The organism is Staphylococcus sp. GDY8P47P (genome assembly GCF_016892225.1).
Lineage (GTDB): Bacteria > Bacillota > Bacilli > Staphylococcales > Staphylococcaceae > Staphylococcus > Staphylococcus borealis.
Window position 1 is genome coordinate 37,608 of the sequence record NZ_JAFENV010000007.1, and the last position, 18,296, is coordinate 55,903.

At 34.1% G+C, this 18,296-nt stretch carries 20 protein-coding genes and 1 pseudogene; 17 read left to right on the forward strand and 4 right to left on the reverse strand.

All coding sequences use genetic code 11. The features are described 5' to 3' along the window. Positions 1-106: 106 nt before the first annotated feature. Entirely contained in the window at positions 107-1,027 is a 921-nt protein-coding gene (gene lipA / locus JVV30_RS02250; RefSeq protein ID WP_029376689.1) for a lipoyl synthase, read from the forward strand. A 108-nt stretch (positions 1,028-1,135) separates the two neighbouring features. Then, the gene (locus JVV30_RS02255) at positions 1,136-1,534 is read left to right on the forward strand and encodes a YutD family protein (RefSeq protein WP_070855131.1); all 399 of its coding nucleotides are present in this window, start codon (positions 1,136-1,138) and stop codon (positions 1,532-1,534) included. A 57-nt stretch (positions 1,535-1,591) separates the two neighbouring features. Here JVV30_RS02255 and JVV30_RS02260 read toward each other — a convergent pair whose 3' ends face one another. Then, positions 1,592-1,858: a DUF3055 domain-containing protein gene (locus tag JVV30_RS02260; RefSeq protein WP_070855130.1), complete on the reverse strand. Its 267-nt coding sequence runs from the start codon at positions 1,856-1,858 to the stop codon at positions 1,592-1,594. Between the two features lie 102 nt (positions 1,859-1,960). On the opposite strand from JVV30_RS02260, the gene JVV30_RS02265 reads away from it, so the two are divergent. From JVV30_RS02265 to dltD, 8 genes and pseudogenes are all read left to right on the forward strand, one after another. Further along, positions 1,961-2,395, forward strand: a complete 435-nt coding sequence (locus tag JVV30_RS02265; RefSeq protein ID WP_070855129.1) for a DUF86 domain-containing protein — start codon at positions 1,961-1,963, stop codon at positions 2,393-2,395. After that, entirely contained in the window at positions 2,395-3,186 is a 792-nt protein-coding gene (locus tag JVV30_RS02270; RefSeq protein ID WP_053029820.1) for a TIGR01457 family HAD-type hydrolase, read from the forward strand. Before JVV30_RS02265 ends, JVV30_RS02270 begins: the two co-directional genes overlap by 1 nt. Positions 3,187-3,205: 19 nt before the next feature. Next, positions 3,206-4,170 (forward strand): annotated as a pseudogene (locus tag JVV30_RS02275) (2-hydroxyacid dehydrogenase). A 439-nt stretch (positions 4,171-4,609) separates the two neighbouring features. Then, on the forward strand, positions 4,610-4,735 hold the full coding sequence (locus JVV30_RS02280) for a teichoic acid D-Ala incorporation-associated protein DltX (RefSeq protein ID WP_107630223.1): 126 nt from the start codon (positions 4,610-4,612) through the stop codon (positions 4,733-4,735). Positions 4,736-4,749: 14 nt separating this feature from the next. Further along, positions 4,750-6,207 (forward strand): D-alanine--poly(phosphoribitol) ligase subunit DltA, encoded by a 1,458-nt coding sequence (dltA, locus tag JVV30_RS02285; RefSeq protein ID WP_070855127.1) that lies wholly within the window; start codon positions 4,750-4,752, stop codon positions 6,205-6,207. Further along, positions 6,204-7,418, forward strand: coding sequence for a D-alanyl-lipoteichoic acid biosynthesis protein DltB (gene dltB / locus JVV30_RS02290; RefSeq protein ID WP_070855126.1), 1,215 nt, complete (start codon positions 6,204-6,206; stop codon positions 7,416-7,418). The genes dltA and dltB overlap by 4 nt, the downstream gene beginning before the upstream one ends. A 15-nt stretch (positions 7,419-7,433) precedes the next feature. After that, positions 7,434-7,670 (forward strand): D-alanine--poly(phosphoribitol) ligase subunit 2, encoded by a 237-nt coding sequence (gene dltC / locus JVV30_RS02295; protein WP_011276285.1) that lies wholly within the window; start codon positions 7,434-7,436, stop codon positions 7,668-7,670. Next, positions 7,667-8,845, forward strand: a complete 1,179-nt coding sequence (gene dltD / locus JVV30_RS02300) for a D-alanyl-lipoteichoic acid biosynthesis protein DltD (RefSeq protein WP_070855125.1) — start codon at positions 7,667-7,669, stop codon at positions 8,843-8,845. The genes dltC and dltD overlap by 4 nt, the downstream gene beginning before the upstream one ends. An 81-nt stretch (positions 8,846-8,926) precedes the next feature. Here the strand turns inward: dltD and JVV30_RS02305 are convergent, their stop codons facing one another. Continuing rightward, complete coding sequence (locus tag JVV30_RS02305; protein WP_002433501.1) at positions 8,927-9,169, reverse strand: NifU family protein; 243 nt, start codon at positions 9,167-9,169, stop codon at positions 8,927-8,929. Positions 9,170-9,272: 103 nt separating this feature from the next. Between JVV30_RS02305 and JVV30_RS02310 the strand changes: the two genes are divergently transcribed. Beyond that, positions 9,273-9,593 carry a YuzD family protein gene (locus JVV30_RS02310; protein ID WP_070855124.1) on the forward strand — a complete coding sequence of 107 codons (321 nt, stop codon included), beginning with the start codon at positions 9,273-9,275 and terminating at the stop codon, positions 9,591-9,593. A gap of 75 nt (positions 9,594-9,668) precedes the next feature. On the opposite strand, the gene JVV30_RS02315 is transcribed toward JVV30_RS02310, so the two are convergent. Beyond that, entirely contained in the window at positions 9,669-10,733 is a 1,065-nt protein-coding gene (locus tag JVV30_RS02315; protein ID WP_070855123.1) for an NAD(P)/FAD-dependent oxidoreductase, read from the reverse strand. A gap of 358 nt (positions 10,734-11,091) precedes the next feature. Here JVV30_RS02315 and JVV30_RS02320 point away from each other — a divergent pair, with 358 nt between their 5' ends. The 6 genes from JVV30_RS02320 (at position 11,092) to JVV30_RS02345 (ending at position 16,775) form a co-directional block, all read left to right on the forward strand. Continuing rightward, complete coding sequence (locus JVV30_RS02320) at positions 11,092-11,337, forward strand: YuzB family protein (RefSeq protein WP_053029806.1); 246 nt, start codon at positions 11,092-11,094, stop codon at positions 11,335-11,337. Between the two features lie 12 nt (positions 11,338-11,349). Further along, positions 11,350-11,709, forward strand: coding sequence for a HesB/IscA family protein (locus JVV30_RS02325; protein WP_053029805.1), 360 nt, complete (start codon positions 11,350-11,352; stop codon positions 11,707-11,709). A 365-nt stretch (positions 11,710-12,074) separates the two neighbouring features. Continuing rightward, positions 12,075-13,283, forward strand: coding sequence for an NAD(P)/FAD-dependent oxidoreductase (locus JVV30_RS02330; protein ID WP_204193274.1), 1,209 nt, complete (start codon positions 12,075-12,077; stop codon positions 13,281-13,283). A 107-nt stretch (positions 13,284-13,390) separates the two neighbouring features. After that, entirely contained in the window at positions 13,391-14,863 is a 1,473-nt protein-coding gene (locus JVV30_RS02335; RefSeq protein ID WP_070855121.1) for a leucyl aminopeptidase family protein, read from the forward strand. Positions 14,864-15,054: 191 nt separating this feature from the next. Beyond that, positions 15,055-16,374 (forward strand): Na+/H+ antiporter family protein, encoded by a 1,320-nt coding sequence (locus tag JVV30_RS02340; RefSeq protein WP_070855120.1) that lies wholly within the window; start codon positions 15,055-15,057, stop codon positions 16,372-16,374. Between the two features lie 23 nt (positions 16,375-16,397). Further along, positions 16,398-16,775 (forward strand): PaaI family thioesterase, encoded by a 378-nt coding sequence (locus JVV30_RS02345; protein WP_204193277.1) that lies wholly within the window; start codon positions 16,398-16,400, stop codon positions 16,773-16,775. 209 nt (positions 16,776-16,984) lie between these two features. Here JVV30_RS02345 and JVV30_RS02350 read toward each other — a convergent pair whose 3' ends face one another. Next, complete coding sequence (locus tag JVV30_RS02350; protein WP_070855118.1) at positions 16,985-18,151, reverse strand: NAD(P)-binding domain-containing protein; 1,167 nt, start codon at positions 18,149-18,151, stop codon at positions 16,985-16,987. Positions 18,152-18,296: the final 145 nt, after the last annotated feature.

Below are 18,296 nucleotides of genomic sequence, written 5' to 3' on the forward strand. Positions count from 1 at the left end.
ATAGAAATCGTGTGAATCACGAAATTTATAGCTTATTACGTTTTAATTTAATGTAAAGTTCGTTATAATAGGAAAAGATAGATTATACAGGAGGGTATACGTGGTTATGGCTACTAAAAATGAAGAAATCTTACGTAAACCAGATTGGTTGAAAATTAAGCTTAACACGAACGAAAACTATATTGGCCTCAAGAAAATGATGCGTGAAAAAAACTTACACACTGTTTGCGAAGAAGCAAAGTGTCCAAATATACATGAATGTTGGGGAGCTAGACGTACGGCTACATTTATGATTTTAGGTGCGGTATGTACAAGAGCATGTCGTTTCTGTGCTGTTAAGACAGGCTTACCTAATGAATTAGATTTAAATGAACCAGAACGTGTTGCAGAATCAGTTGAATTAATGAACTTGAAACACGTTGTTATCACTGCTGTTGCACGTGATGACCTAAGAGATGCAGGTTCAAACGTTTATGCTGAAACGGTACGTAAAGTACGTGAGCGTAATCCATTCACTACAATCGAAATCTTACCATCAGATATGGGTGGTGACTATGAAGCACTAGAAACTTTAATGGCTTCTAAACCAGATATCTTAAACCACAACATCGAAACAGTACGTCGTTTAACACCAAGAGTTCGTGCACGTGCTACATATGAACGAACATTAGAATTCTTACGTCGTTCTAAAGAATTACAACCAGATATTCCTACTAAATCAAGTTTAATGGTTGGCTTAGGTGAAACGATAGAAGAAATCTACGAAACAATGGATGATCTTCGTGCAAATGATGTAGACATACTAACAATTGGTCAATATTTACAACCATCACGTAAGCATTTAAAAGTTGAAAAATATTATACGCCATTAGAATTTGGTAAATTAAGAAAAGTAGCTATGGACAAAGGATTCAAACACTGTGAAGCTGGCCCTATGGTACGTAGTTCTTATCATGCCGATGAACAAGTAAATGAAGCGGCTAAAGAAAAACACCGTCTAGGTGAAGAAAAATTACAACAAAATTAATTTAAACATGTGAATAGTTTAGATTAAGTTTTTAGAGACTTAGGTTGCACATTTTTTACTGAATTGTGTAATCTAAGTTTTTATTATACGAGTTAAAGGTGACAAATTATGATTAAGATAGGTCAACAATATTTTGAAATCATTGAAGATTATAGATCATGTTTTGATGAAGAATTAGTTGCATCGAGATATTCAGATATACTAGATAAATATGATTTTGTCGTAGGAGATTTTGGATATGACCAGTTACGTTTAAAAGGCTTTTACAAAGATACCAATAAGAAAGCTGAAATATCTAAACGTTTTTCAAGTATTCAAGATTATATATTAGAATATTGTAATTTTGGTTGTCCTTATTTTGTATTGCGTCATTTATCAAATAAAGAAGTACAACAATTAGAACATGAAAAAGATGATGTCATTTTGTCGGATACAGAAGATAAGTTGCATGACGTTAAAATTAAACCTACGATTCAAGAAGTTAAACACCATGATGATGAACAATAGAAATAATTAAATAAGCTGTGAAAAAATNNATTTTTTCACAGCTTATTTAAATTGAAATTATTGAATAACTTGATTCAGATATTCAATAATTTCATCACTTTCTTCTTGGCTTATACCTAGAATATGCGCGATGTAGCCTTCTTCTTCAATATCATCTGTACCGATGATACCAAATTTATTTGTTTGCATATTTAACACAAGCGTTTTACCATAATGACGGTCTGTTTGAACAAGCATTAAATCATATCGACTGTGTTCACCTACAAAGCCTACAAATTGCACTTGGCTTTGTTCTTCATCGTCATATAAGTACATATCTATCATAAGAGTAGAACTCCTTTTATCTTTGTATTTTAATTTAGTATAACGACAAATGAAGACCGATGCAAAACTGTGATATGATAGACATATTAAGAGGTGAAGGATATGTATTTTGTAGATAAAGATCAACTTACTTTAAAATTAACTTACTTAAATCAATTAATTAAAGATTATGAAGCAAATAAAGAAAATCATTACGCATTTGAACGTATCGCTCAAATGTTAATTGAATCATCTGTGGATATAGGGAATATGATTATTGATGGTTTTATCTTGAGAGACCCTGGAAATTATAAAGATGTCATTGATATTCTTGAACTTGAAGGTGTTATTTCGAAATCTACACAGCAACGTGTAAATGAAACGATTGATGTTAGAAAGCAGTTCGCACACAATTACACGGAATTAGATGATACTAAGATTCAACCGTTATTTGATCATGCTCTGCCGTATTATGAACAGTTTATTCAAGAGGTAACGCAATTCCTTGAGAAAGAGAATGTGCCGGTTACTGCTTTTGGAAAAGGAGACAACAGCTAATGAAGAATTATAAAGGTTATTTAATTGATTTAGATGGAACGATGTATTTAGGTACAGACGAAATTGATGGTGCAGCACAATTTATCGATTACTTAAACAATCATCAAATTCCACATTTATATGTTACAAACAATTCTACAAAGACACCTGAAGAGGTAACGCAAAAATTAAAAGAGATGAAGATTGATGCGAAACCTGAAGAGGTTGTCACATCTGCGTTAGCAACAGCCAATTTTATTGCCGGTGAGAAAAGTGATGCTACAGTATATATGTTAGGTGGTAATGGCTTACGCACAGCATTAACTGAAGCTGGATTAACTGTAAAAGACGATGAAAACGTGGATTATGTTGCGATAGGTTTAGATGAAAATGTCACTTATGAGAAGTTAGCCGTTGCAACGCTTGCAGTACGTAAGGGTGCACGTTTTATTTCAACAAACCCAGATGTATCTATTCCTAAAGAACGTGGTTTCTTACCAGGTAATGGTGCAATTACGAGTGTAGTAAGTGTATCAACGGGTCAAGCCCCTCAATTTATTGGTAAACCTGAACCAGTCATTATGGACATTGCATTAGATATCTTACAATTGGACAAATCTGATGTAGCAATGGTCGGTGATTTGTACGATACAGATATCATGTCAGGGATTAATGTTGGTGTAGATACGATTCATGTTCAAACAGGTGTAACGACGTATGAAGAATTACAAGAGAAAGATCAACAACCTACATATTCATTTAAAGATTTAAATGTAGCAATTGCAGAATTAGAAAAAAATGCCCAAAAATAGATAAAGGGGTGGCACGACAATGGTGAAAATTCTAGTCACACGTCAGATTCCAAATCGTTTCATTGAACAATTGGAACAACTCGGCGACGTTAAAATGGGGAAGAAGCATTTGAACCTATGCCAAGAGCGCAATTTTTGAAGGAAATAGAAGACGTAGATGCATGCTTTATTACATTGAGTGAAACGATAGATGCAACCTGTCTGGAACACGCGAAAAACGTGAAGATTATTGCAAATATGGCGGTTGGTTTTGACAATATTGATGTTGAGTTAGCAAATCATAAAGGTATTGTTGTCACTAATACGCCTCAAGTACTTACTGAAACAACAGCTGAATTAGGATTCACATTAATGTTAGCTGTAGCGCGACGTATTGTTGAAGCAGAACACTACGTTCAAAATGGCGAATGGAAAAGTTGGGGACCTTATTTGTTGTCAGGCAAAGATGTCCATGGCTCTACTGTAGGTATTTATGGTATGGGTGATATTGGAAAGAGCTTTGCACGTCGATTGCAAGGGTTTAATGCAAATATCTTATATCATAATCGCTCTAGACATGAAGATGCAGAAACGCAACTCAATGCAACCTACGTACCGTTTGATACGTTATTAGCAGAAAGTGATTTCGTCATATGTACTGCACCGTTAACGCCGGAAACGGAAAATAAATTTAATAAAGATGCATTTTCAAAAATGAAAAACGATGCTATCTTTATTAATATTGGCCGTGGCGCTATTGTAGATGAGGAAGCATTAATTGATGCATTGAACAATCAAGATATTGGTGGTTGTGGCTTGGATGTTTTACGCGAAGAACCTATTCAGCTTGACCATCCACTACTGAAAATGCCTAATGCAATTATATTACCGCATATTGGCAGTGCTTCAGTAGCAACGAGAGATCACATGATTCAATTATGTGTGGATAATATTGCTGCGATATTAAAAGGGGAAGCACCACTTACACCAATAACAAATAAATAAAATGATAAAGAACTTCTAACGTTTAGGTAATAATTTACTATTTAACGATAGAAGTTCTTTTATATTATCTAACAGTTTTGTTATGTCGTATGTAATTGTTAAGTAGGTTAATTGGTACTAATATAATTAATGTCATTTAAATTCATCCATGGCATTACAAGGCGTACTTAATGTGGATACTGACTCACTTACTTCTATGAACTTGGAAATATGAATGGCAGTGTCGTTATCGCAACATCTTGAAGTGCAAAATTTAATTTGCTATAAAAACAAATTTTAATTATAATAAGATGAATGTATAATATATAAAAATTATATTTAATGAATTTGCTTTTTCGGAGCTTCAAATATCCTTCGCGAGAAAAGCGATTAATTCGCTCCGATAATTGACATGATAGTGAGGTGCAATAGTGCATTGAAAGAGAATAATCATAAAATAATGCAATATTATGAGAAAGCTAAACCCTATTTAGTAACGCTTCTCTATTTAGCTATATTTATTGCGCTGTACCTAATTTATGGTTCCGGCGATACACATAATAATTTCATTTATAATGAATTTTAATAAGGAGTCTAATTATGACAGATATCATAAATTTAATAAATGACTTCGGTCAACGTCATCCTCAACGTGTAGCAGTTAGACATAAAGATGAAACATTAACATATCAACAATTAATGGATGAATCTAGTAAATTAGCGCATCTATTACAAGATAATAAGAAACCATTAATCGTATACGGACATATGTCTCCTTATATGTTAGTAGGTATGATAGGTGCGATTAAAGCAGGGTGTGGATATGTACCCATTGACACATCCGTACCGAGTGAACGTGTAAATATGATTATAAATAAGGTTCAACCTGAAATGATATTTAACACAACAGATTCACGCTTAAATCAGCCTGGTATTCAAGAGCTGACAATCCAAAGTATCCAAGACTCAGATAATCCAACACTATTTGATAGTCAAATGGGATTAACAGACGTGGTATATACAATCTTTACATCTGGCTCAACAGGTGAACCTAAAGGGGTTCAAATTGAATATGCAAGTTTAATTGAGTTTGCAGAATGGATGGTATCACTTAACGAGTCTGAAGGTGCACAAGAATGGTTAAATCAAGCACCATTTTCATTCGACTTATCAGTCATGGCAATCTATCCTTGTTTAACTTCAGGTGGCACATTAAATTTAGTAGATAAGGACATGATCAACAAACCTAAATTGTTGAATGACATGTTAGTTAATACACCAATAAATGCATGGGTGTCTACACCATCATTTATGGAAATGTGTCTATTATTACCTAACCTTAATGAAGCAAGTTACCCAAGTTTAAATCATTTCTTCTTCTGTGGAGAAATCTTGCCACATAGAACTGCTAAAGCTTTACTAGATAGATATCCAAGTGCGGTAGTTTATAACACGTATGGACCTACCGAAGCGACAGTTGCAGTTACAGGTGTTAAATTGACGCCTGAAATTATTGAAATGTATAATCCGCTACCAGTTGGTGTTTCAAGACCGAATACAACATTATTTACAACGGATGAGGGTGAACTTGTAATTAAAGGTAATAGTGTTAGTTTAGGTTATTTAGATAATAAAGAAAAAACAGAAGCGGTATTCAACTTTGAAGATTGCCTTCGCATTTATCATACTGGTGATAAAGCAATCGAAAAAGACGGACAATGGTTCATTCAAGGAAGAATTGATTTCCAAATTAAACTTAACGGTTACCGCATGGAATTAGAAGAAATTGAAACGCAACTTAGACAGTCAGAATTCGTAAGAGAAACCGTAGTCGTACCAGTGTATAAAAATAACAAGGTTATACACTTAATCGGTGCGGTTGTTCCAACTGAAGAAGTTAAAGATGATTTGGAAATGACAAGACAAATTAAATCCGAACTCAAATCTCGCTTACCTGAATATATGATTCCGAGAAAATTTGTTTGGATGAAACAATTACCATTGACTTCAAACGGAAAGCTTGATCGTAAACAAGTGGCAGAGGATATTAACGCATGATTCCATATGGTACGTTTACCTTCTTCTTAGTTGCATTTATAGTACTTTTACCAGTCATCATACTCGGATTCTTAGGTAAGCGAAGCTATATATATAACGGTATAAGTACTGCAATTATGATTGTCGTCATTTTTTCATCAGATAAACATAATTTATTCGGTAATAAATATTTAAGTATTCAACTTATTAGTTTTATCATTTATCTCATTTGGCAAGTGCTATTAATCATGGGATATTATAAATCGAGACAGAAAAATAATACATTTAGTAAGTTTGTCATTGTGATGATTTTATCCATTTTACCATTAGCGATTGTTAAAGTATTACAAAGCTCATGGTTAGGTGGTCAACAAATTCACTTCCATGAACATAAACTAATTGAATTTGTAGGTTTCCTAGGTATTTCATATGTAACGTTTAAAAGTATTCAGTTAATTATGGAAATACGCGATGGCTCTATAAAAGAAATTAAAGTGGGCAAGTTGTTCCAATTTATTTCTTTCTTCCCAACAGTGTCTTCAGGGCCGATTGATCGCTATAAACGTTTCGTTAAAGATGATAAAAAGGTTCCTACAGGTGAACAATATAGAGAAATGGTTGCTAAAGCGATACATATGATTATGCTTGGGTTCTTATATAAATATATACTCGCTTATTTAATCAACGTCTATGCAATTCATCCATTATTGATGGATTTGAATGGTTTTACGCATAAATGGCTGTATATGTATGCTTACAGTTTTTATTTATTCTTTGATTTCGCAGGATATAGTTTGTTTGCTGTAGCGGTAAGTTATTTATATGGTATCAATACACCACCTAACTTTAAGCAACCTTTCAAAGCGAAGAATATTAAAGATTTCTGGAACAGATGGCATATGTCATTATCATTCTGGTTTAGAGACTGTATCTATATGCGTACATTATTCTATATGTCACGTAAGAAAACATTTAAAAGTCAATTTGCGATGTCTAATTTCGCATTCTTCCTAAACTTCTTTATCATGGGTGTGTGGCATGGTTTAGAGTTATTCTATATCGTTTATGGTATTTACCACGGCCTGATGTTTATCGGTTATGGTTACTATGAACGTTGGAGAAAGAAACATCCACCACGTTGGCAAAATGGTTTTACTACAGCATTAAGTATTATCATTACATTCCATTTTGTAGCATTTGGATTTTTAATCTTTTCAGGAAAATTAATTTAAAAGGAGTCATAAATTATGGAATTTAAAGAACAAGTATTAGATTTATTAGCTGATGTGGCAGAAAATGATGTTGTAAAAGAAAACCCTGATGTTGAAATCTTTGAAGAGGGGATTATCGATTCATTCCAAACAGTAGGATTATTACTTGAAATTCAAAATAGATTAGGCATTGAAGTATCAATCATGGATTTTGATCGTGATGAGTGGGCAACTCCTAATAAAATTGTTGAAGCATTAGAAGAATTACGATGAAATTAAAACCATTTTTACCAATTATTATTAGCGGCATATTATTTCTAGCCTTTGTGTTAATGCCTGCTAGCTGGTTTACTGGATTAGTCACAAACAAGGCTGTCGCTAATAATAGAATATCTTTAACAGATCAAGTTCTTAAAGGTACGCTCATTCAAAATAAACTATTTAGTAATGATAATTATTATCCTATCTATGGGTCTAGTGAATTGAATAAGTTAGATCCATTTAACCCTGCACTTGCATTACATAATAGAAAAGACACTAAGCCCATCTTTTTAGTGGGTACGGGTGGTAATACTGATTTAATTAATGCAATTGAATTAGCTGCTCAATATGATCAACTTAAAGGGAAAAAGATGACGTTTATTATTTCGCCACAATGGTTTAGTACGCATGGTGTGAATAATCGTGATTTTGCAGCACGAACAACACCTACCCAAATTAATCAGTTATTTCAACAAAAAGATATGCCTTCAGAATTAAAGGAAAGATATGCCAAACGCTTATTACACTTTAAAAGTGCGACAAATAAAGCATTCTTGAAAGATGTTGCTAACAATCATGGCGAGGTAGATGGTCATTATGTTTCGCGCTTTAAAGAGAATCAATTACTTAAAATTGAAGCAATTAAAACATACTTCTCATTTGATAAATCACCTTTATCACATGTGAAAACGATAACTGAACCGAATGCCTCATGGAAAGAAATGCAAGATAAAGCTATAGCTTTAGGTGAGAAACGCTCATCATCTAATAACTATGGCATCCGCAATGAATATTGGAAACAATTGATGCACCAAAAGCCGATGAATCATCGTCAATATGAGTTTAAAATGAACTCTCCAGAATTTAATGATTTATCATTATTAGTAGATACGATGCATCAAGCAGGTGCAGATGTACAATATGTCATTTTACCGGTAAATGGTAAATGGTATGATCATTTAGGCATTAAACGCGCCACAAGAGAACCTGTCTATAAGAAAATACACCAAACTGTTGCAGCACATGGTGGTAAAGTGTATGACATGTCAGATAAAGACTATGAAAAATATGTACTTAGTGATGTCGTTCACGTAGGTTGGAAAGGTTGGGCGCATATGAACCAACATATCGTTCAACATATGAATGATGATAATAAAGACCAAGAAAAACATCATGATCATAACTAATAAATAAAAGCACCAATGACTAGCGTGTAAAAACGCTGTTCATTGGTGCTTTATTGTATATATAAACGATATATTAGACGTTTAGAATACTTGTTCAACTTCGATAACGCCTGGAACTTCTTCGTGTAATGCACGTTCAATACCGGCTTTTAATGTGATTGTTGAGCTTGGACACGTACCGCAAGCTCCGTGTAATTGTAATTTCACGATGCCATCTTCAACATCTACTAACGTACAGTCTCCGCCGTCACGTAATAAAAAAGGACGTAAACGCTCAATGACTTCAGCTACTTGATCAAACATTGTTGCATTCTCAGTAGGCATGAGATATGTCTCCTTTCAAGTAAATTACTTCATAAATTCATTATTTATTTATTATAATAGATAAAGAAAGAAAAATCTATAAAACAAAACGGGGGATTTGAGTATGACTAAAGTTAGCGTGGTAGTTTACGGCGCAGATGTTGTGTGTGCGAGTTGTGTCAATGCGCCAACATCATTGAATACATTTGAGTGGATTAAGCCTTTATTAGAAAGAAAGTATCCAGACATTCAATTTGAATACACATATATTGATTTTCAAAAACAAACAGAAAATTTAAGTGATCACGACCAACACTATATCGAACAACTTGAGGAAGATGAGTTGTTCTATCCATTAATTACAATGAATGATGAGTATGTAGCAGATGGATATATTCAAACGAAGCAAATTACCAATTTTGTCTATAAACATTTTGCAAATTAATAGCAATCTTTATAATAGTGAAATAGAACACGGGATTAAGTCTGAACATGCTCAGACCTAATCCCGTGTGTCATCTTAACCGTTATGATATTTATATAGCCATAAAACACCAGATTTAAGTATATGCGCAAGACGTCCGGTAACTGTACGGTCCATAATATAGGCAAATCCTTTCTTTTCACCAAGAGAACCAAGGAAACCTTGAACTTTTAATTCGGGCATTTTATCTGGTAGTGGTTCATTATTCCATTGTTTCTTGAGTACATCAGCGATTTGATCACCTTGTACTTCAGCTAATTGAGCACTTGGTGCATGCGGTAAATCAGCACAATCACCAACGATAAATACATTTCGATACGTTGGCACTTGATGATATTGATTAATAATGACACGTCCGCTTCGATTGATATCGATAGGTAAGTGTCTTACAACTTCAACAGGTTGAATACCCGCAGTCCAGACAACCAAATCAACATTTTCTGGTGATCCACTATTATAAATTTTACCAGGTTCTACTTTATCAATTAAAGAATTTGGAACGACTTTCACATTGTTTTCGCGGAACCATTTGGCAATATAGTTACTTAATTTTTCAGGGAAATTTCTTAAAATGCGTTCACCACGATCATAAAGGATAACTTCTAAATCTTCACGACTTTCACGCAGCTCACTTGCTAGCTCGATACCACTTAATCCAGCGCCAACGATGCCTACACGCGCACCACTAGGTAATTCACTAATACTATGGAATGTTTCGCGAGCTTTAGAAAGTGTTTGAATGCTATGCGTATACGCGTCAGCACCAGGCACATTATGATATTTATCTTCGCAACCTAAGCCAATGACTAATTCATCATAATCCACCTTCGTATGACCAACAGATACGATTTGAGCATCTAAATCAATATCATTAATTTCGCCATAAATCGTATTAATGCGTTCTGAATCAGGAAAATTCATGCGCACATCATTATCAGACTTAGTACCCGCTGCTAAAGCATAAAATTCTGGTTTCAAACCATGAAATGGCATACGGTCAATTAATGTTAAAGTATAATTTTCTGGTAATGCATCTGGTAGAATACGCGACATGATACGCATATTACCATAGCCGCCACCAAGTAACACTAAATTTTTCATTTGTTATACCCCTTTATAAAAAATTTGTTATTCCGAAATAAATTTTGACTTATACCCTTTGAATTAAGCAAACTTTTGTAAATAAACGATACTTTAATTTGGAAACTTTCAATTAATAAAGTTATTTATCGCCGACATTTATTGCCCCTAACAATAAAGTGTGCGATATATGTATATGTGTATTATATCTTTTTTTCAAAATGACTACAATGAAATGTATGATATGGAAAATGAAGTTAATGATTTCTAGTCGGAGAAATTCGTTGTAAATAGTAGGAAAATGATGAGCCAGGACAATGCAGTTCTAAGTAAGATTTGTTATAATAATGTAATTAAAAAATGAAGAAGAAGGTGAAGTATGTTTCCATTAGTCGAATTTTGCATTTCTAATATGGCAAAAGGCGGAGACTACGTTTACGATAAACTTGATAACGATCCCAATGTGGATGTATTAGAATATGGATGTTTAAACAACTGTGGCGTATGTTCATGTGGGTTGTATGCATTAGTAGATGGTGATACTGTTGAAGGTGATACACCTGATGAGTTATTAAGCAATATTTATAAACATATAGAAGAGAATGATTTTACTAACTTATTATAGGAGGGATAATTTATGCCAACTGTAACATTAACTGAAGCGGCAGCGTATGAAGTTAAAGATATGTTGAAGAGCAATGACATGGAAGATGGCTATTTAAAGATTAAAGTAAACGGTGGTGGTTGCACAGGCCTTACGTATGGTATGTCAGCCGAAGAACAACCTGGCGAGAATGATGAAGTACTCGAATTCTACGGTTTGAAAGTATTAGTAGATAAATATGATGTACCTGTATTAAATGGGACAACGATTGATTTCAAACAATCTTTAATGGGTGGTGGCTTCCAAATTGATAATCCAAATGCCATCGCTTCATGTGGCTGTGGTAGTTCATTCAGAACTGCTAAAGTAGCTGGAAACCCTGAAGAATGCTAGGATAAGTTCAAATCATTTGTCTCTATCATTGATTTTCGAAGACGTCATTGTATGGATAATTTGATTATTTTAATATTCATCTTGTTGTAGCTTGAAAATGAACTATAAAAGCTATAAAATTGAAGATGGATTGAACTTTGTCTTTTTTGTGAACGTAAGTTCATAAAATCGAACTGAAAATGAAAGTGTTGACTAAGACTATAAATGGGGATGAACAGTTAGGTTAAGTGCAAAGTCTTTTGATAGAATCAGATAAACATATATTAAAGTAAACTATATTGTTATGTCTGAACTTTGTTATGTTCTGAAGTTTGTAGCCTTTTTCTACATTTAAGAAAATAATAATGAAAGCTTAGGTGAATGAAATGGCACAAGATCGTAAAAAAGTACTTGTTTTAGGTGCAGGTTATGCTGGTTTACAAACAGTAACTAAATTACAAAAAGAACTTTCTGCTGAAGAAGCGGATATTACATTAATTAACAAAAATAAATATCACTATGAAGCAACTTGGTTACACGAAGCTTCAGCTGGTACATTAAACTATGAAGATTTAATTTACCCAATTGAAAGTGTAATTAAAGAAGATAAAGTTAAATTTATCAATGCAGAAGTAACTAAAATCGATCGTAACGCTAAAAAAGTAGAAACTAATCACGGTATCTATGATTACGACATTTTAGTAGTAGCATTAGGTTTCGAAAGTGAAACATTTGGCATTGATGGTATGAAAGACTATGCATTCCAAATCGAAAATGTTGAAACTGCACGTAAATTATCTCGTCATATCGAAGATAAATTTGCTAACTACGCAGTTTCTAAAGAAAAAGACGATAAAGACTTAGCTATCTTAGTTGGTGGCGCAGGCTTTACAGGTATCGAATTCTTAGGTGAATTAACTGAAAGAATTCCTGAATTATGTAATAAATATGGTGTTGATCAAAACAAAGTTAGAGTAACTTGTGTTGAAGCTGCACCAAAAATGTTACCAATGTTCTCTGACGAATTAGTTAATTATGCAGTTAGCTACTTAGAAGACCGTGGTGTTGAATTCAAAATTGCTACACCAATCGTTGCATGTAACGACAAAGGTTTCGTCGTTAAAATTAACGATCAAGAACAACAATTAGAAGCAGGTACAGCAATCTGGGCTGCTGGTGTTCGCGGTAGTAAATTAATGGAAGAATCATTCGAAGGCGTTAAACGTGGTCGTATCGTGACTAAACAAGATTTAACAATTGAAGGTCATGATGATATCTTCGTTATTGGTGATGTTTCAGCATTCATCCCAGCTGGTGAAGAACGTCCATTACCAACTACAGCACAAATTGCTATGCAACAAGGTGAACACGTTGCTAAAAGCATTAAAAATATCTTAAACGGTCAAGCACCAACAGACTTCGAATATGTTGACCGTGGTACTGTATGTTCATTAGGTGCTCATGACGGTGTAGGTATTGTTTACGGTAGAGATATTACTGGTAAAAAAGCTGCATTCATGAAAAAAGTTATCGATACACGTGCAGTATTCAAAATTGGTGGCGTAGGCTTAGCATTTAAAAAAGGTAAATTCTAAGTTATTACGTTAATATAGTCATCCTTGCGGGGGTGGGACGACGAATTTATAAAGAATTCTGTCCCACGCCCTTTTTTTATATTACATTCAATAAGGAGTGAGAGGTTATGGTTAATTTCAAAATATGTAACAATGCATCTTTACAATCAGAAGTATTGATTCTAGGTTTACCTGACCACATCAATCAACTCGGTACTATCCATTACAATAATCAGGATTTGACCCATCAAATAGATACATATCGCCATCATCATTTGGTTAGCAGCAAATTAGGTAAAGTATCTTCAACCTTATTACCATTAGCAGATACATCTAAACGACTTATTACAGTTGGATTAGGAAATTTAAAATTGCTTGATTATGCTGCATTATTGAAAGTATTTGGCCATTTGTTTCAATTTTTAAAAGAAGAACAAGTAACTGAAGCAGATGTGCTATTCGATACATTGATTTCAAAACAAGTGGAACAAAGTAAAGTTGCAGAGGTTATGGGACTTCAAAGTGAACAGTCGATTTATAGTTTTGATAATTATAAATCTGATAAGACTGCACCGTATCAATTAGAGTTAAATATTACGTCTGCCACTGAAGATTTGAATCAATATATCATTAATGGTAAGACAATCGGTCAATCTATTAACCTAGCACGTGACTTTAGCCAGATGCCGCCAAATATACTAACGCCTAATTACTTTGCTGAACAAATTACGCAACACTTTGCGCAATCATCAGTAGCAGTTGATATAAAAGATGGTAGCCAACTATTAGATGAAGGATTTGGACTTATTCACGCGGTAGGTAAAGGTTCTGAGCATCCTCCAGTTGTCATAACGATGACTTACAATGGTGGGGATAGTAATGATGCACCGATTGCATTGGTAGGTAAAGGCATTACATATGATTCAGGTGGTTATAGCATTAAATCTAAGATTGGCATGCAAACCATGAAATTTGATATGTGTGGCGCAGCAAATGTAGTTGGTATGATTGATGCTGCATCACGTTTACAACTTCCTATCAATATTGTAGGGGTTATCGCTTCCGCTGAAAATATGATTAGTAATCAAGCAATGAAACCGGATGATGTATTAACGGCATTAAGTGGTGAAACCGTTGAAATGTTAAATAGTGATGCGGAAGGACGATTGGTATTGGGAGATGCAGTATTTTATGCTAACCAATTTCAACCGAAACTTATTTTAGACTTTGCTACACTTACAGGTGCAGCTGTTGCAGCATTAGGTGAAGATAAGGCAGCTATATTTAGTTCTAATGCAGATAAAGAAATTGAGGCTATACGTCTTAGTGCTAAAGCAATGGATGAGTATGCATTTGAATTACCAATGACACAAACTGAGCAGCGACTAATACGTCAGTCAGATGTTGCAGATTTAGTTAATCATACAAATGGACACGGGAAAGCACTCTTTGCAGCGACATTTATTACACATTTTAGTGGTGCTACACCCCATATTCATTTTGACATAGCTGGTCCGGCAACAACGACTAAGGCCAGTTATAAAGGTCCAAAAGGTCCAACTGGCAGTATGATAACAACTGTATTGAATTGGCTAAGATAAGTTAAATATGAAGTAATGATTTAGTCTTTAAGAGTGGAAACAATTACTAATACGCGTTTCCACTCTTTATTTATGTCAATGATCTTATTAAATTTGAATGTAATCTTACATTGACATCGTCTTAACTACTTGGTAAGATAAAAAACATATAAAATACTTTAGTTCGGTAGAGAGATAAAGGATGTGTTGTTATGTTAAATGCAGTTGTTATTGCTGTACTATTAATGATTATTCTATGTTTATGTAGATTGAATGTAGTGATAAGTTTATTTATTAGTGCACTCGTAGGCGGTCTCATTTCTGGTATGAGTATTGAAAAGGTCATTAGCGTATTTGGTAAAAATATTGTAGATGGTTCTGAGGTAGCATTAAGTTATGCATTACTTGGTGGGTTTGCTGCCTTAATCTCTTATAGTGGTATTACAGATTATCTTGTAACTAAGATTATTCGTGCAATTCACTCTGAGAATAGTAGACTTTCAAGAATCAAAGTAAAAGTTATTATTATCGTAGCATTGCTTGCGATGAGTATAATGAGTCAGAACCTCATTCCAGTTCACATTGCTTTTATTCCAATTGTTATTCCGCCATTGTTAAGTTTATTTAATGATTTGAAGATTGATAGACGACTTATTGGATTAGTCATCGGATTTGGTTTATGTTGGCCTTATGTATTATTACCTTATGGCTTTGGTCAAATTTTCCATCAAATCATTCAAAGTGGTTTCCAAAAAGCACATCATCCTATCGAATTTAATATGATTTGGAAAGCTATGTTAATTCCTTCACTTGGTTATATCGTTGGATTAATCTTAGGTATGATTTATTATCGTAAACCACGTGAATATAAAACTGAAACGTATGTAGAAGATGAAAATGCGACAACAGAAATTAAACCATACGTACTCGTCGTTACTATCGTTGCTATCTTAGCTACGTTCTTAGTACAAACATTTACAGATTCAATGATTTTTGGCGCATTAGCGGGTGTTCTTGTATTCTTTGTTTCAGGAGTTTATAAATGGAAAGAATTAGACAGCCAATTTGTTGAAGGGATTAAAATTATGTCATTTATTGGTGTCGTTATTCTTTCAGCGAATGGGTTCGCTGGTGTGATGAATGCGACTGGTGATATCGAAAAATTAGTATCAAGCTTGACTGATATTTCTAGTGGCCATAAATTAATAAGTATTATTATTATGTATATCATTGGCTTAATTGTAACTTTAGGAATTGGATCATCATTCGCAACGATTCCTATTATTGCCACTTTATTTATTCCGCTCGGCGCTTCGTTAGGTTTAAATACGATGGCTTTAATCGCCTTAGTTGGTACGGCAAGTGCGTTAGGTGATTCAGGTTCACCTGCGAGTGATTCTACACTAGGACCAACAGCTGGTTTAGATGTGGATGGACAACATGATCACATACGTGATACATGTATACCTAACTTCTTGTTCTATAATATACCTTTAATGATATTTGGCACGATTGCAGCTATGATATTATAAGTGTATATGAGGTGAAATAAGAAATGACGAACTTATTAGAAACGTTTGAAATGAAGATAGAAGAAGTGTCAGAAGGTAGCGTAGTTATCTCTATGCCAGTGACGGATAAAGTTAAACAACCATTTGGTTACTTGCATGGCGGTGCCTCAATTGCTTTAGGTGAAACAGCGTGTTCATTAGGTGCTGCTCATTTAGTAGATACTGAGTCATTTATACCGCTGGGGCTGGAAATGAATGCGAATCATATTCATTCAGTTAAAGAAGGTCGTGTGATTGCTACAGCAACAATTATCCAACAGGGAAGTACGACTCAAGTGTGGAATGTAGAAATAAACAGTGAACAAGGACAGTTGATTAGCATTATGAGAGGAACGATTGGCATTAAACCATTAAAGCAATAAACGCACATATTCTACTTAAGTTCAATTAAGTATCGTTTGAAATACTTTTATTATAAAAGCTTTAGACTAAGTAAAGAACGCAGGCGTAGGACGATGAATTCATGATGAATTCTGTTCTACGTCTGCGTTTTTGTTGGGGATGGGACGACAAATTTAAAAAATTTTCCCAATCCCTAGTGTTGGTATGTTAATACTGACGTCTAATTAAATTATGCATGTTTTTGGATATGTTGATCTGATAAACGTTGATAGGCTTGTTTAATTCTTTGAGCTGCTTCACGTCCACCCATAATATTTCTAGCAAATGGCCCTAGCTCTAAATCAGCTAAACCGCCAGATACGAATAACTGTGGCAACCATTCTAATTCAGTGCTAATGGAAGGGAAACCACAATGTGTTAGTGGTGCATGTTCATTCGTAATTAATGATTGAATCATAGGTTGCTGTAATAGTGTAGATTTAAAACCAGTTGCTAATAAAATAAAATCATAGGGCTCAGTTGAATGTTGTGTGTGAATATGATGTTGATCAACTGATTCAATTGTATCTTTATGAATGATAAGACGTCCAGACTGTACATGTTTCTTTAATCGTAAATAGAGTTCTCTCGGCATTGATCCTTTGTGTCGTTCTTGTTGTATGATAGACATTCGTTCTATAGAAGAATCAATATTTAAAAAACGACTCATATTTTTAGGGCCAAGCCACCCTGGATCAGCATCAAAATGTTGTATGTCAATATCTTTATTCATCCACAAATGAACTACTTTATCGTGGGATTGATTGATCAGTTTCAAAGTTAAATGTGCAGCAGAAATACCACTACCAACAACGTGAGAACTGTGTTCATACATACTTGAATTAAAAGACGTATCAAAAATATGGCATGCATTATCAACGTGTTGATAAATATCAGGAATATAAGGTTGATGCGTACATCCATTTGCTAATATCACACAATCTGAATGAATAACTTGGTTATGATTTAATTGAATTTGCCATTGTTCATCATTTCTTGATAAAGATTTCACGTATCCTTGAATATGACTTTCATTTAAATCGTAGTGATGTACTTGCTCATGAACATGATGCATAAACATATCAGTTTGTGGACGTTGATATTGACCATATGTAGCATGAGTATATTGTTGCATTTTAGCAAATTGCTTTAAATGAAATGGGTTAGGGTGAATATGATGTACAATAGGAGAGCGTAAATAGGGCATACTGATACGATGTGAAAAATCATTAAATTGTTCACAGAGTGATGAATAAGGATCGATAATACTTAAATCATCTTGCGATAATCCTAAAGCTCTAAGTTGAATTGCAATCGTTGTACCTTGTATGCCACCACCGATAATTGTCCAATGCATAGTAACACTTCTTTCTTCTTGAAACGTAATAATTACGATTTATGATAGCATAATTAGTCTAATTAGACAATAAAAAGCGAGTACAAGATAGCAATCACTTTGAATTCTATCTCGCACCCGCGTTTATGATTAGAAGTAAACCAAG

Excerpts from the sequence above, each read along its gene's own strand:
- lipA (WP_029376689.1), top strand. The coding sequence starts at position 107 with ATGGCTACTAAAAATGAAGAAATCTTACGTAAACCAGATTGGTTGAAA.
- JVV30_RS02255 (WP_070855131.1), top strand. The coding sequence starts at position 1,136 with ATGATTAAGATAGGTCAACAATATTTTGAAATCATTGAAGATTATAGA.
- JVV30_RS02260 (WP_070855130.1), bottom strand. The coding sequence starts at position 1,858 with ATGATAGATATGTACTTATATGACGATGAAGAACAAAGCCAAGTGCAA.
- JVV30_RS02265 (WP_070855129.1), top strand. The coding sequence starts at position 1,961 with ATGTATTTTGTAGATAAAGATCAACTTACTTTAAAATTAACTTACTTA.
- JVV30_RS02270 (WP_053029820.1), top strand. The coding sequence starts at position 2,395 with ATGAAGAATTATAAAGGTTATTTAATTGATTTAGATGGAACGATGTAT.
- JVV30_RS02280 (WP_107630223.1), top strand. The coding sequence starts at position 4,610 with ATGCAATATTATGAGAAAGCTAAACCCTATTTAGTAACGCTTCTCTAT.
- dltA (WP_070855127.1), top strand. The coding sequence starts at position 4,750 with ATGACAGATATCATAAATTTAATAAATGACTTCGGTCAACGTCATCCT.
- dltB (WP_070855126.1), top strand. The coding sequence starts at position 6,204 with ATGATTCCATATGGTACGTTTACCTTCTTCTTAGTTGCATTTATAGTA.
- dltC (WP_011276285.1), top strand. The coding sequence starts at position 7,434 with ATGGAATTTAAAGAACAAGTATTAGATTTATTAGCTGATGTGGCAGAA.
- dltD (WP_070855125.1), top strand. The coding sequence starts at position 7,667 with ATGAAATTAAAACCATTTTTACCAATTATTATTAGCGGCATATTATTT.
- JVV30_RS02305 (WP_002433501.1), bottom strand. The coding sequence starts at position 9,169 with ATGCCTACTGAGAATGCAACAATGTTTGATCAAGTAGCTGAAGTCATT.
- JVV30_RS02310 (WP_070855124.1), top strand. The coding sequence starts at position 9,273 with ATGACTAAAGTTAGCGTGGTAGTTTACGGCGCAGATGTTGTGTGTGCG.
- JVV30_RS02315 (WP_070855123.1), bottom strand. The coding sequence starts at position 10,733 with ATGAAAAATTTAGTGTTACTTGGTGGCGGCTATGGTAATATGCGTATC.
- JVV30_RS02320 (WP_053029806.1), top strand. The coding sequence starts at position 11,092 with ATGTTTCCATTAGTCGAATTTTGCATTTCTAATATGGCAAAAGGCGGA.
- JVV30_RS02325 (WP_053029805.1), top strand. The coding sequence starts at position 11,350 with ATGCCAACTGTAACATTAACTGAAGCGGCAGCGTATGAAGTTAAAGAT.
- JVV30_RS02330 (WP_204193274.1), top strand. The coding sequence starts at position 12,075 with ATGGCACAAGATCGTAAAAAAGTACTTGTTTTAGGTGCAGGTTATGCT.
- JVV30_RS02335 (WP_070855121.1), top strand. The coding sequence starts at position 13,391 with ATGGTTAATTTCAAAATATGTAACAATGCATCTTTACAATCAGAAGTA.
- JVV30_RS02340 (WP_070855120.1), top strand. The coding sequence starts at position 15,055 with ATGTTAAATGCAGTTGTTATTGCTGTACTATTAATGATTATTCTATGT.
- JVV30_RS02345 (WP_204193277.1), top strand. The coding sequence starts at position 16,398 with ATGACGAACTTATTAGAAACGTTTGAAATGAAGATAGAAGAAGTGTCA.
- JVV30_RS02350 (WP_070855118.1), bottom strand. The coding sequence starts at position 18,151 with ATGCATTGGACAATTATCGGTGGTGGCATACAAGGTACAACGATTGCA.